The organism is Bradyrhizobium erythrophlei (assembly GCF_900129425.1).
GTDB classification, from domain to species: domain Bacteria; phylum Pseudomonadota; class Alphaproteobacteria; order Rhizobiales; family Xanthobacteraceae; genus Bradyrhizobium; species Bradyrhizobium erythrophlei_C.
Map to the genome: position 1 here is coordinate 1,518,772 of NZ_LT670817.1, position 15,275 is coordinate 1,534,046.

The following is a 15,275-nucleotide window of genomic DNA, read 5'->3' on the forward strand; positions in this document are numbered from 1 at the left end:
GACGTCGCTCCGCGGGAATGAGGGACATTCCTGCCGGTCGGTCAGTTCGTGGCAAAAGCGATCCAGCCGTTTCATGCGTTTCACCTCCCTGATCACCGAACTGATCCGCGCCCGGCCGCGGCTGGTGGTCTGGCTCGTGGTGCTGTTTCAGGCGGCGCTGTGGCTGATGGTGCCGCTGCTGCTGTACCGAAGCCCGCCCGACGACCTTGCCACCGTGCTCGCCTATGGCAGGGAATACCAGGTGGGAACCGGTCTCGGCCCGCCGCTGGCGTTCTGGCTTGCCGATATCGCGTTTCGCGCCGCCGGCAATCATGTGATCGGCGTCTATCTGCTGGCCCAGCTTTGCGGGGTCGCGACATTCTGGACACTCTATCTCCTGTCGCGCGCGGTTGTCGGCGGACAGCAGGCGGTGCTCGCGGTGCTGCTGACCATGACGGTCGTGGTATTCAGTTCGCCCGGCGTCGAATTCGGCCCCCTGGTGCTTGCGCGGCCGCTCTGGGCGCTGCTGCTGCTGCATTCCTGGCAGCTGATCGGCCAGAACCGGCGCAACGCGTGGTTCGCATGGTCGATCGAAGCCGGCCTTTTGCTGCTGACAATCCCCGCCGCGATCGGCCTGTTGATTTTGGTCATCGGATTTGCGCTCGCGACCGCGCGCGGACGGCGCATGCTGAGGTCGTTCGATCCGCTGTTCGCGCTGCTGGTCATTGTCGTGCTGGCGCTGCCGTATCTGATCTGGCTGATTCGCGCCGACGCTTTGGCATTGCCGCCATGGCCGGCGATCGCGGAGTTGAGCGGCAGGGCGCTGCACTGGGCAGGCCTGCTCGGCACCCTCCTGTTCGCCCTGTCCGGGATCGTGCTGCTGGCGGTGCTCAACTCCGGCTGGTTCGCCCGCAAGCCTGAAGACGCGCCGATCATCTATCGGCCGCCGGTCGATCCGCTGGCGCGCGATTTCGTCTATTTCTTCGCCATCGCGCCGGCGCTGGCGGGAAGCCTGATCTCCGGCCTGTTCGATTTGGACCGCGTCGCGGGCGGGGCGGGTGTCGCGTTATTGATGTCGGGACTGGCCGTGATCGTCGCGGCCGGCGATCTGATCGCCCTGCGGCGTCAGCGCGTGCTGCGCACGGTCTGGGCGGCTGCCATCGTCGTGCCCGCGCTCGCGGTCATCGTGACCACGCTTTTTCTGCCCTGGGCCGGCAGCGCCGAGGTGACGACGTCGCTGCCCGCGACCGCGATCGCGCGTTTCTTCGGCGACAGTTTTGAACGGCGCACCAACCAGCCGCTGCGGGCGGTGACGGGCGATGCGCAACTCGCAGCACTGATCTCACTGGACGCCGGCCGGCCTCATTTGTTTCTCGACACCGCAGCGGAACGGACGCCGTGGCTGACATTGGCGAAATTCAACCAGACCGGCGGTGTCGTGGTCTGGCGCGCATCCGATACGGCCGGCACGCCACCCGCCGACATCGCGCAACGATTTCCCGGCCTGGTCCCGGAAGTGCCGCGGGCGTTCGAGCGGCTGGTGGTCGGACGACAGCCGCTGCTGCGGATCGGCTGGGGTATCGTGCGGCCGAAGGCGCCGTAACGAGATCTACCAGCGTTCCCCGGATGCTGCGCGGCGCGCCGCACTTTGCGGCGTGATGCGCTGCTGATCCGGGGTCCATCTATCGACCAACGCATGAATCTTGCTGGTCAACCCGCCCCGTCGCCGCGGAACACAATCCGTCGCCTTCTACAGCAATCAACGCTTTCGTGAAATATGAACCAGTTCACAGCCGTACGTCGCCGTCCGAGTTACCTGGCTCGGAGAATTCCGGTCGTCAATTGGAGGATTGATGAGATCGGAACCAGGCCTGATGACCAATCGGAAACGAAGATATGAACCAGAACATCGGATCGATAGACTATATTCTGATCATCAATAATGATCCGGCTATGCGACAGACGGTGAGTGGGTACTTTTCCGACCACAATTTCCCCGCCCGTTGTATGTCCAACTGGAGCGAGTTGAAATACACCGGCACGCCTCCCAGCTTGATCATCATGGACCAGCCATACGGGCTGGATCGATTGCGATCAATCCGATCGAAATCAGATATTCCAATCATCATCACCAGCGACCACGCCGACGAAATTGATCCTATCGTCAGCCTAGAACTTGGCGCCGACGATTACATCGTAAGGCCTAGCCCCAGGGAGTTGCTCGCACGGACGCGCGCTATATTGCGACGACGGCAGCTGCCGCGTGCCACGCAAATTCGCGATCCGAAAGGCGGCGGCTTTAGATTCAACGGCTGGCGGCTCGAGCGTGACCGCCGAAGACTCGTAGACCCCAACGAAGCGCGAGTTTTGCTGAGTAAAGGTGAGTATGCCTTGTTGCTGGCGTTTCTGGAAGCACCTGAGCGACCTCTCACGCGCGAGCATCTGCTGCATGCGACGCGAGTTCATGAAGATATCTTCGATCGGAGCATCGATGTTCAGGTCTTGCGGCTGCGGCGCAAGTTGGAGATTGATCCGAATGCACCGCGCATGATCCAGAGCGAGCGCGGCATTGGCTATGTTTTTTCGCTGCCGGTGGAGCAGTTTTGAACAACTGCGTTAAGTCGGTCATGTCAGGCCAGCGGACAGGCCTCGAACTGGGCCATCAGGATCGCCGGGTCCTCAAGCACGGTTTCAATCCCGATGGGGCCTTCGTATGCGCTGTCCGGCTACCGGAGGACTAAACCTGTCCGGTTACGTTTGAAACGCATTCCCCGTGAGCTGCAATCGAACCGTAGTTTGCCAACTGCAGACTGCCGCTTCCCAAGCCCGACCTGGAGGATAGCCAGATGACAACGCTTCTCGACAAGAAACGATCAGTGACCAGCAACGTCCAGAGTCCCGACAAGGCCACATTGGATCAGGTGCTTTCGCGCATCGCCGCGCTCGCGCCGATGGTCGCGCGGCTTGCTCCCGACATCGAGCAAGGTCGGCGACTGCCGGCGGAACTCGTGTCCGCTCTCAGGTCTGCACGGATTTACGGCATGCTTGTACCCCGGCGCTACGGCGGCCTGGAACTTGATGCGCCGAGCACCTTTCGGGTGGTCTCGGCCCTGGCCAAGCTCGATGGGTCGGTGGGCTGGAATGCGATGATCGGCCACCTCGGGAGCCTAATGCCGTTCTTGGTGAGCCGGGCTTTTTGTGAGGAAATCTTCCAGGATGGAAAGGATCACATCTTTGCCGGTTCGGGTCAGCCGGCTGGCAAAGCCGAGCGCGTTCGCGGCGGATGGCGGGTTAGCGGCTCATGGCCGTTTGCCAGCGGCTGCCAGAATGCCGAGTGGATCGCAGGCACCTGTGTGATGATGGAGGGCGGTTCCCCGATCGACTCCCCGGACGGGCCCGGCCCGATGACCCGCACCTGTCTCATGCCGGCCGAACGCTGGGAAATCAGGGACACTTGGTACACGGTCGGCCTCAAGGGCACCGGCAGCCACCACGTCGCGTTGACGGACGCGCTTGTTCCCGACGAGAGCTTCTTCGAGTTTCCGTTCGGAGCCTCGTTCGCGTCCGATCCCATCTTCGGCAAGTTCGCCGAGGTCCTCGTGCTGTCGCATGGCGCCGTCGCCGTGGGGATCGCCGAGGGCGCCATCACGGACCTCGTTGAACTGGCAAGGGAGGGCGTCACACAATTGTTCATGACCACGCCGCTGGTGGAGACCGAGCGCTTCAAGGAGGGCTTGGCACGGCTTGATGCCGACCTGATGGCAGCGCGCGCGCTGCTTGAGGCGCAGATCGCCCGCGTTTGGCAAAACCCCGAACGAGCGACGGCGAAGGGCTTGGCCCGCGTGGCGGAACAATTGCAAGCGGTGGTCTGGATCACCTCGGCCTGCGTCCGCGTCGCCGAAAGCTGCTTTGAACTCGCCGGAAGCAGGGCCGTGTACGAAAGCTCATCACTGCAGCGAAGGGTGCGGGATCTTCGCGTCGCGGCTCAACACTTTGCGGCCCAACCGCGCAACTACGTGACGGCAGGGGCCGCCGTGCTCGCGCGCCTGTCGTGAGCACGCATTACGGCAAAGTCGCCCTCGTCACCGGGGGCCGGATGCAGCGTAGCGCGCCGCACTTTGCGGCGTGATGCGCTGCTGATCCGGGGTCCATCGATCCAGGTCCGTGGGTCCCGGCTCTGCGGAGCTGCGCGAAGCGCTGCGCCGCGTCCGGGAAACGAAGATTCAGGATGGGACCTGCTGCTCCAGCGCCTTGGCGATGGAGCGCAAATCCTGCCACGACAGCCGCTTGTAGGACGGCGAGCGCAGCAAATAGGCCGGATGGAAAGTGGCGAGCGCGCGAATCACCCGGGTGCCGGTGTCGTAGTCGAACCAACGCCCACGGGTTTTCATGATGCCCTCGCGCGTCGACAGCAGTGTCTGGGTTGAGGGATTGCCGAGCGTCACCAGCACATCCGGGTTTACCAGTTCGATTTGCCGCTGGATAAACGGCAGGCAGATCTGCGTCTCCTGCGGCGTCGGCGTGCGGTTGCCGGGCGGCCGCCATGGAATGACATTGGCGATGTAGGCGCTGGTGCGGTCCAGCCCGATCGCTCCAATCATCCGGTCGAGCAACTTGCCGGAACGTCCGACGAACGGCAGCCCCTCGAGGTCTTCTTCGCGTCCTGGGGCCTCGCCGACGAACATGATGCGCGCCTGCGGGTTGCCGTCGGCGAACACCAGCCGCGTGGCGGTCGATTTCAGCGCGCAGCCGTCGAATTTTTCCAGCAGTTCGCGCAGCACTTCCAGCGTCGGCGCGGTCCGCGCGGCTTCCCGGGCCGAATGGATCGCTGCCTCCGGCGCCGGCGCCGTATCGCCGCGCAGGGTCGGGACCGCAGCCGGAATGGTCCTGACCGGTTGGGACAGCGGCGCTTCGCTTGCTACGGGGAGGATCACAGGATCGGACAGCCGGTCGACCGGCTCATCGCCCAGCGCACAGTCGACTCCGGCCTCCAGATAAAAGGCCAGCAATTGCCGAACGGTTGGGGTGCTGTCAGGCGTCATGGCGGGATATCAGGGGCATTTCGTTATTCTAGAGCGGATCGCACTGCAGCGAAACGCCCGACTGGGCATTTCCATGGTTGTTCTCAGGCGAAAAATCGGAAACATACGACCTGCCGGGCGCGATCGGCAGGAATGGGGACCGGTTTTGCGCCCGAAATTATAACAAGGGCGCATGATCGTCATCGCCAAACGCTCGCAGTTTGGCGGGTCATGCATTGGAAACTTTCTCGACCGGGCTGAGAGCAGATCATGAGCACCGAAGAATTGCCGCCGCGTGAATCCATGGAATTCGACGTCGTGATCGTCGGCGCCGGGCCCTCCGGGCTGGCCGCGGCGATCCGGCTGAAGCAGCTCAACGCCGATCTCACCATTGTCGTGGTGGAGAAGGGGTCCGAAGTCGGCGCGCATATTTTGTCCGGCGCGGTGATCGATCCGGTGTCGCTCGACAAACTGATTCCGGATTGGCGCGAGGACGCCGATTGCCCGCTGAAAACGCAGGTCAAGACGGATAAGTTCTACTGGATGACGGCGGGCTCCGCGATCCCGCTGCCGGCGATCGCGATGCCGCCGCTGATGAACAATCACCACTGCTATATCGGCTCGCTCGGCAATGTGTGCCGCTGGCTGGCGCGCAAGGCGGAGGCGCTCGGCGTCGAGATTTATCCGGGCTTCGCGGCGGTCGAAGTGCTCAGCGATGACAAGGGCGCGGTGCGCGGCATCGCCACCGGCGACATGGGCGTCGCCAAGGACGGTTCGCACAAGTCGTCCTATACGCGCGGCATGGAACTGCTCGGCAAATACACGCTGTTCGCCGAAGGCGCGCGCGGCAGCCTGACCAAGCAGCTGATCGCGAAATTTTCCCTCGACGCGGGCAGCGAACCGCCCAAATTCGGCATCGGGCTGAAGGAAGTCTGGCAGGTCGAGCCCTCGAAGCACCAGAAAGGCCTGATCCAGCATTCGTTCGGCTGGCCGCTCGACAATTCGACCGGCGGCGGCTCGTTCCTCTATCATTACGACGACAATCTGGTGGCGGTCGGATTCGTCGTGCATCTCAACTACGACGACCCGTATCTGTCGCCGTTTGACGAATTCCAGCGCTTCAAGACCCATCCCTCGATCCGCCCGCTGTTCGAAGGCGGCAAGCGCCTCGCTTACGGCGCGCGCGCCATCACCGAGGGCGGTTATCAGTCGGTGCCGCGTCTGAGTTTTGCCGGCGGCGCGCTGATCGGCTGCGCGGCCGGTTTTGTCAACGTGCCGCGCATCAAGGGCGTCCATAACGCCGTTGGCAGCGGCATGCTCGCGGCCGAACACCTCAACGCGGCGCTCGGCGCGGGCCGCGCCAACGATGAACTGGTCGAATACGAGAATGCATGGCGAGGTTCGGCGGTCGGCAAGGACCTGTACCCGGTTCGCAACGTCAAGCCGCTGTGGTCGAAGTTCGGCACCGTCATCGGCGTGATGCTCGGCGGCATCGACATGTGGTGCAATACGCTCGGGTTCTCGCTGTTCGGAACCCAGTCGCATGCCAAGCCCGACCGCAAGACGCTCGATCCGGCCAAAGCCCACGCGCCGATCGCGCCGGTCAAGCCGGACGGCAAGATCACCTTCGACCGGTTGTCGTCAGTGTTCCTGTCCAATACCAATCACGAAGAGGACCAGCCGGTTCATCTGAAGGTCGCCGACATGAACCTGCAGAAGACATCCGAGCACGATGTCTATGCCGGCCCCTCCAACCGCTATTGCCCGGCCGGCGTCTATGAATGGGTCGAGGAGACGACCGGGCCGCGTTTTGTCATCAACGCCCAGAACTGCGTCCACTGCAAAACTTGCGACGTGAAGGATCCGAACGGCAACATCACCTGGGTCCCGCCGGAGGGGGGTGGCGGGCCCAATTATGAGGCGATGTGACCACGATTGCGTGAATTGGTGCGCGCTCCCTGGCGGTTTCGGGCGAAGTGGACACCGGTTGGCGGGAAGAAAAAGCGTTAAGGCAAGAAACCAGGGCGCCGTTCCGATTTCGATCGGAAGGGTGCTCCGGTGCGGTCCCGGCCACGATACCGCCACACTGGAAGCGTTTTGAGGCAAGGCTGGCGGGATCGGACCCATCCGGGCCTTTCCCTCCGATCGATTCGCCACCCCGTATCCTTGCGGTTGAACGCCAAACGCGGCATTGTCTCCTCTCTTGATGCCGCCGATCGGGTCCGCATTCGAGATTGATCGTAAAGATCCTGCCGTAAATCCCTGGAGCTAGGCGAACCCTGATGTTTTCCATTCGTTTCAATCGCTGGACGATCGCTGCATTCGCCTTCACCGCGCTGGCCGTGCCCGGCACGCTTTCGGCGCAGACGCCCGATCATCCGTCCGACAACTCGGCGCAGTTTCCCAACAGCCACGATCTGAGATCGCTGACGATGTCGGGCAGCTATCTGGCCGCCCGCCATGCCAGCGTGGAGCGTGACGCCAGTTCGGCGGCCGCCTTCTATCGCTCGGCGCTCCGCACCGATCCGAAGAACAACGAGTTGCTCGATCGCGCGTTCATCTCATCGCTCGCCGATGGCGACATCGACGAGGCGGTGAAGCTCGCCGACCGCATCCTGACGCTGGACAAGTCCAATCGCGTGGCGCGGCTGGTGATCGGCGTGCGCGACCTGAAGCTGAAGAAATATGCCGCCGCGCAGCTCAACATCAACCAGTCGATTCGCGGGCCGATCACCGATCTGGTGGCGACGCTGTTGTCGGGGTGGGCCAGCTATGGCGCCGGCGACACCAAAACGGCGGTCGCCAACATCGACAAGCTGACCGGTCCGGAATGGTATCCGATCTTCAAGGACCTGCACTCCGGCATGATCCTCGAACTCGCGGGCAAGGAAAAGGACGCCGGCGTGCGCCTCGAGCGGGCCTACAAGCTCGACGATTCCATGCTGCGGGTGGCCGACGACTATGCGCGCTGGCTGACGCGCAACAAGGACGATGCCGCCGCGACCGCGGTCTATGAGGCGTTCGACAAGAAGCTGCCGCGGCATCCGCTGGTACTGGAAGACCTGCGCGAAACCAGGGCCGGCAAGAAGATGCCGCCACTGGTGGATTCGGCGCAGACCGGCGCCGCCGAGGCACTTTACGGCATCGGCGCGACGCTGACCCGGCGCGGCGGCGAGGATCTTGCGCTGGTCTATTTGCAGCTCTCGCTCTATCTCGCCCCCAATCACCCGCTGGCGCTGTTGTCGCTGGCCGATCTCTACGAGTCGGTGAAGAAGCCGGCGATGGCGATCAAGGTCTACGAGCGCATGCCGGCGAGTTCGCCGCTGAAGCGCAATGCGCAGATTCAGCTCGCGACCAACCTCGACGCCGCCGACCGCAGCGAGGAAGCGATCAAGATCCTCAAGGGCGTCACCGCGGAAGATCCCAAGGATGTCGAAGCCATCATGGCGCTCGGCAACATCGAACGCGGCCGCAAGAAGTTCGCCGACTGCACCCAGACCTACGCCCAGGGCATCGCGGCGATGCCGGACGCGAACGACAAGGGCAACTGGGTCTATTACTATTACCGCGGCATCTGCGAGGAGCGCTCCAAGCAGTGGAACAAGGCGGAAGCCGATATGCGCAAGGCGCTCGATCTGCAGCCCGAGCAGCCCCATGTGCTGAACTATCTCGGCTATTCGTGGATCGATCAGGGCATCAATCTCGACGAAGGCATGAAGATGATCAAGCGCGCCGTCGACCAGCGCCCGGACGACGGCTACATCGTGGACTCGCTGGGTTGGGCCTATTACCGCATCGGCAATTACGACGACGCGGTGAAAAACCTCGAGCGCGCGATCGACCTGAAGCCGGAAGATCCGACCATCAACGACCATCTCGGCGACGCCTATTGGCGCGTCGGCCGCACGCTGGAAGCCAAATTCCAGTGGGCCCATGCCCGCGACCTCAAACCCGAGCCGGAAGACCTGCCGAAGATCGAAGCCAAGATCGCAAACGGCCTCCCCGACGACACCTCGTCGGCGGCCTCCGCGGACAAGAAAAAAGAAGACGGCAAGGGCGGCTGATCGAAGGGGATTGCTCGCCAATGCTAGCGCTGACTGAGGACGGGCGGGCCAAGGTCAACCTGACCCTGCGGGTGGTTGGGCGCCGCGTCGACGGCTATCACGACCTCGAAAGCGTGGTGGCGTTCGCCGACTGCGCCGACCGCCTGAGTCTCGCGGACGGTCCCGAACTCCGTCTCACGACCACCGGGCCGCTTGCGGAAGCCTGTGGCGAGACCGTCGACAATCTTGTGTTCAAGGCCGCGCAATTGCTCGGCGATCGCGTTGCCGATCTGCGGCTCGGCGAGTTCACGCTCGACAAGGTGCTGCCGGTCGCAGCCGGAATCGGCGGCGGTTCGGCGGACGCCGCCGCGGCGCTGCGACTATTGGCGCGGGCCAACGGTCTTGCCATCGACGACACCCGCCTGCTCGAGGTCGCGCAGTTGACCGGCGCCGACGTCCCGGTGTGCCTCGCCTCGCGTGCCTGCGTGATGACCGGCGTCGGCGAAACGCTGTTGCCGCTCACCTTGCCGAAAATGCCGTGCGTGCTGGTCAATCCGCGCATTCCCGTGGCGACCAAGGACGTGTTTCGGGCGCTGGGCCTGCGCAACGGCGAACTGCTGGTCGGCGCCAGCGACGTGATCCGCGCGCCCGCCTGGCCGGAAGCGGGCTCCTCGGTCGAAGACTGGGTGGAAATGCTTGCGGCCAGTTCCAACGACCTCGAAGCGCCGGCGACGCGCATTCAGCCCGTGATCGGCGACGTGATCTCGGCGCTCAGCGCCACCAACGGGGCCTGGCTGGTGCGGATGTCGGGCTCGGGCGCCACCTGCTTTGCGATCTTTGAAAACACCGCGGACGCGCAGCGCGCGGCGCAGAAAATTCAGCTCAACCATCCGCAATGGTGGGTGCATGCGGGGCTGCTGAGCTAGGGCGATAGAGTCCGTTATGCCCGGGCTTGTCCCGGGCATCCACGTCTTTACAGAGTTCATAAGAATACGTGGATGGCCGGGACAAGCCCGGCCATGACGGATTTCGCTAATGCGACCGCGCCAGGCAGAAGGCCACCACCTGCTCAAGCGCGGTCTTCATCGCGGAGGCCGGGAACAGCGCCAGCGCGTCGACCGCCATCGCGCCGTAATGCTGGGCGCGGTTGAGGGTGTCCTCGAGCGCGCGATGCTTGGTCATCAGGCCGATGGCGTGATCGAGATCGCCGTCGCCGATCTCTCCCCGCTCCAGCGCCCTGATCCAGAAGCCGCGCTCGATATCGTTGCCGCGGCGGAACGCCAGCACCACCGGCAGCGTGATCTTGCCCTCGCGGAAATCGTCGCCGATGTTCTTGCCGAGTTTTGCAGCTTTGCCGCCGTAGTCGAGCACGTCGTCGACGAGCTGGAAAGCGATGCCGAGATTCATGCCGACCGAGCGGCATGCGGTCTGTTCGGCCTTGCGCCGGTTGGCGATGACCGGGCCGACCTCGCAGGCCGCCGCGAACAGCTCGGCGGTCTTGCCGCGGATCACAGCGAGATATTCGTCCTCGGTGGTGGCGGTGTTCTTCGCCGCCGCCAGCTGCATCACCTCGCCCTCGGCAATGGTCGCCGCGGCAGACGATAGAATGTCGAGCGCGCGCAGCGAGCCGACCTCGACCATCATGCGAAACGCCTGCCCGAGCAGGAAGTCGCCGACCAGAACGCTGGCCTCGTTGCCCCACAGCATCCGCGCCGACAGCTTGCCGCGCCGCAATTCACTTTCGTCGACCACGTCGTCATGCAGCAGGGTGGCGGTATGCATGAACTCGACCGAGGCCGCGAGCTTGATATGACCATCGCCGGAATAGCCGGTGAGGCTGGCCATCGCCAGCGTCAGCATCGGACGCAGCCGCTTCCCCCCTGAGGAAATCAGGTGGTTGGCGACCTCGGGGATCATGGTGACTTCCGAGCCGGTCCGCGACAGGATCGTCGCGTTGACGCGCTCCATATCGGCGGCGACAAGCCCGACCAGCTCATCGATCGAAGCGCTTGCTGGGCTCTCGAAGGGAACAATAACCGCCACGCTGGTCTCCACTTTTGCCCAATTCGCTCTATCCTTGGTTATAACAATAGAAAGTGCGAGGGAACGCGGCAAGGGCATCAAGCCGTTGACACGCCTTCCCGGCGCTCACGGCAGGTCGGCAAAGGAGAACCCAATTGCGGGAATTGGTCCGGACCAACGACATGGTGCTGGTTTCGGCGGTCGGCGCGCTGCTCGATGGCGCCAACATCCATCATCTGGTGCTGGATCAGAATATGAGCATCATCGAAGGCTCGCTCGGAGTCCTGCCGCGCCGGATTCTGGTCCATGACGACGATAACCGGCAGGCGCGTCAGCTCCTGGCCGATGCCGGCCTCGCCCACGAATTGCGGGCCGATGACTGATTCCGGCGAATTTACCGAGGATGCGTTTCTCGGCGGCCAGCTGCGGCTGCGGCAGCGAAAGTCGGGTCACCGCGCCGGCCACGACGCCATGCTGCTGGCGGCAGCGACACCGGCGCGTTCAGGCGATCGGGTGGTTGATTTCGGCGCCGGTGTCGGCGCCGCCGGTCTCGCGGTCGCCAGACGCGTGGCCGGAATCGAACTAGCTCTGGTTGAGATCGACCAGGGGCTTGCGGATCTCGCCCGCGGCAACGCCGCCGCGAATGCGATCGCGGCCGATGTGATCGTGCTGGACGTGACATCCACCGCCGCGGCCTTTGCAGCAGCTGGGCTGTCGCCCGATGGCGTCGACGTCGTCCTGATGAATCCGCCGTTCAACGATCCGGCCCGGCATCGCGCCTCGCCGGACAAGACCCGCGAGCTGGCGCACGTGGCCACAGTTGCGACGCTTGAAAGCTGGATTCACGCGGGCCGCCGAATTCTGAAATCCGGCGGCGTCCTCAGTTTGATCTGGCGCGCGGACGGCCTCGTCGAGCTGTTGGCGGCGCTCGACCGCGGCTTCGGCAGCCTCGCCATTCTGCCGGTCCATAGCGACGCGGCGACACCGGCGATTCGCGTGCTGATTTGCGCTATCAAGGGTGGAAAGGCGCCGACCCGAATGCATGCGGCGCTGCTGCTCAAAGATGAGTCAGGAGTGCCTAATAAACAGGTGCAGGAAATTCTCGCCGGGAAGGGGGTATTGCCGCTGGCAATACCCTGACGTCCGCTCAATCGCCCTGGCTTTGAGCGCAGCCGGTTATTGCGGAAGCGTTTTGGAGGGTTGTTTCGGCCCCGAAGTGAAATGAACAGCGGTCAAAAGCGTACCGATCAGTGCCATCAGCAGGTAGATCTTCATGTCTTTCTCCGCTGCGCCCTTGCAGTCTGTTAAAGACCGCGATGCAAAAGGCGTTCCACCGCTTCAATGACATGCGCGTGATAAGATACAGTTAATTCGGGGTAACAGTATGACGGAACAAATGGATATTCGTGGGCGATGGCCGGGCCTGTTCGACAGGCTGATGGGATTCCTTCCGGCGCGGCTGCGGCGTGGAACCGCGGTGGTGCCCGTGGTGAGACTGTCCGGCGTGATCGGTGCGGTGACGCCGCTGCGGCCGGGCATGTCGCTTGCCGGCATCGCCAGGACGCTCGAGCGTGCCTTTGCCACCAGGAACGCCAAGGCGATCGCGCTGGTGATCAACTCGCCCGGCGGATCGCCGGTGCAGTCGCGCCAGATCTATTTGCGGATCAGGCAGCTCGCGGCGGAAAAGAAACTGCCGGTGCTGGTATTCGTCGAGGATGTCGCGGCATCCGGCGGCTACATGATCGCCTGCGCGGGCGACGAGATTTTCTGCGATCCGTCCTCGATCCTTGGCTCGATCGGCGTGGTCGGCGGCACCTTCGGATTTCAGGAGCTGATCAAAAGGATCGGTGTCGAACGGCGGCTGTATACGGCGGGCGCGCACAAGGCGATGCTCGATCCGTTCCTGCCCGAAAACCCTGATGACGTCGCGCGCGTCAAGGCGCTCCAGCGCGAGATCCACGCCATCTTCATCGCGCTGGTGAAGCAAAGCCGGGGCGCGCGGTTGAAGGGCGCCGACGATGTGCTGTTCACCGGCGAATATTGGGCCGGAGAAACGTCGGTGTCGCTGGGCCTCGCCGATGCCATCGCCGATCTGCGCTCGACGCTGCGCGCGCGCTACGGCGACAAGGTGCTGACCCCGGTGATCGCGCCGGCGACGGGATTGTTGTCGGGCCTGCTCGGCCGCAAATCGGCCGGTGCGGGAACCCTGACCTCGCTGGACGGCCTGGCGGGTCTGCCCGATGAGGTAATTTCGGCGCTGGAGACCCGGGCAATTTGGGCGAAATTCGGGTTTTAGGGGCGGCGGTTATGCCATTTGGTTGAGTTGCGGGTTGGGTCGGCTTGCGCAACAATATGTAACGGGGCGTGACGCATAAACGACAAGGATCGACCGATGCCGCCGCTGATCGCATTCGCGGGCGCCCTGGGTGGACTGGCCGTGGTCCGCTGGGCCTACCGGACAGCCGTGAGGGTCAACAGGGAATTGGAAGAGGCTCGCCTTGCGCGGGTCGCCGAAGCCGCCAGATCGAACGAAATTCCGACGCTTCGGCGGGACCCCAGCACCGGCGCCTATCGTCCGGGCTGATTGCTGATCCATCCCTGCGTAACGGCTTCGCCGTTATCGCTGGTGCGGGCGCAAGCTTGCGTCTCGAAGGATGGTCACGGGCCGCCATGGTTCGAGACGCGCCAACGGGTCCGCGCGAAGCGCGGCCCGATGATAAACTCCGACGTGCTGCTCACCATCGGGAAAAGTTAGCCTCCAAAAACACTTGCGCCGGTCTCGGGGTGAGGCACCACCCATGAGACCGGCGAGCAAGCTTGGAGGTGGTTCTTCTTATCGGACGCCCCCGGTTTTTGTTTTTCACAATCCAATCGAGCAGGATCACGAACTCCGGAGCACCATCTTCGGAAGGCCAGTCGTCTCAGTCTCCCGAATCGGTCTCCGCGGTTCCACCGGGATAGCGTCCAGTTGCTAACGATCGGCGTCGTAGCGGCGCAAACATTGCCGCCGTGGTTAGCGGAGTGTTACGTTCGGGAGTGCAATTGGGGCCTCCGCCGGCATTTTGACGGCAAATCCGCCCGGCCATCGCCTTGATTCCCCGTCTCCCCGCCGATACGGTCCCGCGCGCTTGCCGCGCCTCCAGCGAAATCAGACGAAATCAGAATCGAACGATGGACTCCCTGCCTCCGCACATGCGCCCGGAACGCTCGTTCCAGGGATTGATCCTGACGCTGCAGCGTTTTTGGGCGGACTACGGCTGCGTGATCCTGCAGCCCTACGACATGGAAGTGGGGGCGGGCACCTTTCACCCGGCGACCACGCTGCGCGCGCTCGGCCCGAAACGCTGGAACGCGGCCTATGTGCAGCCCTCGCGGCGGCCGAAGGACGGCCGCTACGGTGAAAATCCCAACCGGCTGCAGCACTATTACCAGTTCCAGGTGATCCTGAAGCCGTCGCCGCCGGACATTCAGGACCTTTATCTGAAGTCGCTCGCCGCCATCGGCGTCGATAGCGCGCTGCACGACATCCGCTTTGTCGAGGACGACTGGGAAAGCCCGACGCTCGGCGCCTGGGGACTGGGCTGGGAATGCTGGTGCGACGGCATGGAAGTGTCGCAATTCACTTACTTCCAGCAGGTCGCGGGCGTCGAATGCGCGCCGGTGGCCGGCGAACTCACCTACGGGCTGGAGCGGCTGGCGATGTATGTGCAGGGCGTCGACCGCGTCTACGATCTTAATTTCAATGGCCGCGAAGGCGCCGAGAAGGTCACCTATGGCGACGTGTTCCTGCAGGCCGAGCAGGAATATTCGCGGCACAATTTCGAATATTCCGACGCCGACATGCTGTTCAAGCAATTCGCCATGGCCGAGGAAGCCTGCAAAAAATATCTCGAGGCCGGCTGGAAAGACGGCAAGCGCGAGGCGCATCTGATGGCGCTGCCAGCCTACGACCAGTGCATCAAGGCCAGCCACGCCTTCAACCTGCTCGACGCCCGCGGCGTGATCTCGGTGACCGAGCGGCAAAGTTACATCATGCGCGTGCGCGAACTGGCCAAGGCCTGCGGCGAGGCCTGGATGCATACCGAAGCGGGCGGGGCGGGTTCTTTACCCTCCCCTTGAGGGGGAGGGTCGCTCGCCCATGCTTGGGCGAGCGGGGTGGGGTGAAAGGCGGTCTGCGATGTCGCACGAATCCGCTAGATTAAGAAAGTTT

The 15,275-nt window shown here is 63.6% G+C and carries 13 protein-coding genes; 11 read left to right on the forward strand and 2 right to left on the reverse strand.

The features are described 5' to 3' along the window. Nucleotides 1–73 precede the first annotated feature (73 nt). The 3 genes from B5527_RS07210 (at nt 74) to B5527_RS07220 (ending at nt 4,034) form a co-directional block, all read left to right on the forward strand. Nucleotides 74–1,582, forward strand: a complete 1,509-nt coding sequence (locus B5527_RS07210) for a glycosyltransferase family 39 protein (RefSeq protein ID WP_079600681.1) — start codon at nt 74–76, stop codon at nt 1,580–1,582. Between the two features lie 293 nt (nt 1,583–1,875). Then, a complete protein-coding gene (locus B5527_RS07215) occupies nt 1,876–2,586 on the forward strand; it encodes a winged helix-turn-helix domain-containing protein (protein WP_079600682.1) in 711 nt (236 codons plus the stop codon). Nucleotides 2,587–2,855: 269 nt separating this feature from the next. Continuing rightward, a complete protein-coding gene (locus tag B5527_RS07220) occupies nt 2,856–4,034 on the forward strand; it encodes an acyl-CoA dehydrogenase family protein (RefSeq protein WP_172842498.1) in 1,179 nt (392 codons plus the stop codon). A gap of 168 nt (nt 4,035–4,202) precedes the next feature. Here B5527_RS07220 and B5527_RS07225 read toward each other — a convergent pair whose 3' ends face one another. Continuing rightward, a complete protein-coding gene (locus B5527_RS07225) occupies nt 4,203–5,021 on the reverse strand; it encodes a uracil-DNA glycosylase (RefSeq protein WP_079600684.1) in 819 nt (272 codons plus the stop codon). Nucleotides 5,022–5,270: 249 nt separating this feature from the next. Here B5527_RS07225 and B5527_RS07230 point away from each other — a divergent pair, with 249 nt between their 5' ends. The 3 genes from B5527_RS07230 (at nt 5,271) to B5527_RS07240 (ending at nt 9,969) form a co-directional block, all read left to right on the forward strand. After that, nucleotides 5,271–6,929 carry an electron transfer flavoprotein-ubiquinone oxidoreductase gene (locus B5527_RS07230; protein ID WP_079600685.1) on the forward strand — a complete coding sequence of 553 codons (1,659 nt, stop codon included), beginning with the start codon at nt 5,271–5,273 and terminating at the stop codon, nt 6,927–6,929. Nucleotides 6,930–7,282: 353 nt separating this feature from the next. Beyond that, a complete protein-coding gene (locus B5527_RS07235; RefSeq protein WP_079600686.1) occupies nt 7,283–9,064 on the forward strand; it encodes a tetratricopeptide repeat protein in 1,782 nt (593 codons plus the stop codon). A gap of 20 nt (nt 9,065–9,084) precedes the next feature. Then, complete coding sequence (locus tag B5527_RS07240; RefSeq protein WP_079600687.1) at nt 9,085–9,969, forward strand: 4-(cytidine 5'-diphospho)-2-C-methyl-D-erythritol kinase; 885 nt, start codon at nt 9,085–9,087, stop codon at nt 9,967–9,969. A 106-nt stretch (nt 9,970–10,075) separates the two neighbouring features. Here the strand turns inward: B5527_RS07240 and B5527_RS07245 are convergent, their stop codons facing one another. Continuing rightward, nucleotides 10,076–11,086 carry a polyprenyl synthetase family protein gene (locus B5527_RS07245; protein WP_079607131.1) on the reverse strand — a complete coding sequence of 337 codons (1,011 nt, stop codon included), beginning with the start codon at nt 11,084–11,086 and terminating at the stop codon, nt 10,076–10,078. A gap of 134 nt (nt 11,087–11,220) precedes the next feature. Here B5527_RS07245 and B5527_RS07250 point away from each other — a divergent pair, with 134 nt between their 5' ends. The 5 genes from B5527_RS07250 to B5527_RS07270 all read left to right on the forward strand — a co-directional run bounded on the left by B5527_RS07250 (nt 11,221) and on the right by B5527_RS07270 (nt 15,184). Next, nucleotides 11,221–11,448, forward strand: coding sequence for a DUF2007 domain-containing protein (locus B5527_RS07250; RefSeq protein WP_079600688.1), 228 nt, complete (start codon nt 11,221–11,223; stop codon nt 11,446–11,448). Then, nucleotides 11,441–12,205, forward strand: coding sequence for a tRNA1(Val) (adenine(37)-N6)-methyltransferase (locus B5527_RS07255; protein WP_079600689.1), 765 nt, complete (start codon nt 11,441–11,443; stop codon nt 12,203–12,205). Before B5527_RS07250 ends, B5527_RS07255 begins: the two co-directional genes overlap by 8 nt. Nucleotides 12,206–12,449: 244 nt before the next feature. Further along, complete coding sequence (locus tag B5527_RS07260; protein WP_079600690.1) at nt 12,450–13,361, forward strand: S49 family peptidase; 912 nt, start codon at nt 12,450–12,452, stop codon at nt 13,359–13,361. Nucleotides 13,362–13,457: 96 nt separating this feature from the next. Further along, nucleotides 13,458–13,649, forward strand: coding sequence for a hypothetical protein (locus tag B5527_RS07265; RefSeq protein WP_079600691.1), 192 nt, complete (start codon nt 13,458–13,460; stop codon nt 13,647–13,649). A gap of 587 nt (nt 13,650–14,236) precedes the next feature. Continuing rightward, nucleotides 14,237–15,184, forward strand: a complete 948-nt coding sequence (locus tag B5527_RS07270) for a glycine--tRNA ligase subunit alpha (RefSeq protein WP_079600692.1) — start codon at nt 14,237–14,239, stop codon at nt 15,182–15,184. The last annotated feature ends 91 nt before the right edge of the window (nt 15,185–15,275 follow it).

Excerpts from the sequence above, each read along its gene's own strand:
- B5527_RS07265 (WP_079600691.1), top strand. The coding sequence starts at position 13,458 with ATGCCGCCGCTGATCGCATTCGCGGGCGCCCTGGGTGGACTGGCCGTG.
- B5527_RS07210 (WP_079600681.1), top strand. The coding sequence starts at position 74 with ATGCGTTTCACCTCCCTGATCACCGAACTGATCCGCGCCCGGCCGCGG.
- B5527_RS07230 (WP_079600685.1), top strand. The coding sequence starts at position 5,271 with ATGAGCACCGAAGAATTGCCGCCGCGTGAATCCATGGAATTCGACGTC.
- B5527_RS07225 (WP_079600684.1), bottom strand. The coding sequence starts at position 5,021 with ATGACGCCTGACAGCACCCCAACCGTTCGGCAATTGCTGGCCTTTTAT.
- B5527_RS07215 (WP_079600682.1), top strand. The coding sequence starts at position 1,876 with ATGAACCAGAACATCGGATCGATAGACTATATTCTGATCATCAATAAT.
- B5527_RS07260 (WP_079600690.1), top strand. The coding sequence starts at position 12,450 with ATGACGGAACAAATGGATATTCGTGGGCGATGGCCGGGCCTGTTCGAC.
- B5527_RS07255 (WP_079600689.1), top strand. The coding sequence starts at position 11,441 with ATGACTGATTCCGGCGAATTTACCGAGGATGCGTTTCTCGGCGGCCAG.
- B5527_RS07270 (WP_079600692.1), top strand. The coding sequence starts at position 14,237 with ATGGACTCCCTGCCTCCGCACATGCGCCCGGAACGCTCGTTCCAGGGA.
- B5527_RS07235 (WP_079600686.1), top strand. The coding sequence starts at position 7,283 with ATGTTTTCCATTCGTTTCAATCGCTGGACGATCGCTGCATTCGCCTTC.
- B5527_RS07240 (WP_079600687.1), top strand. The coding sequence starts at position 9,085 with ATGCTAGCGCTGACTGAGGACGGGCGGGCCAAGGTCAACCTGACCCTG.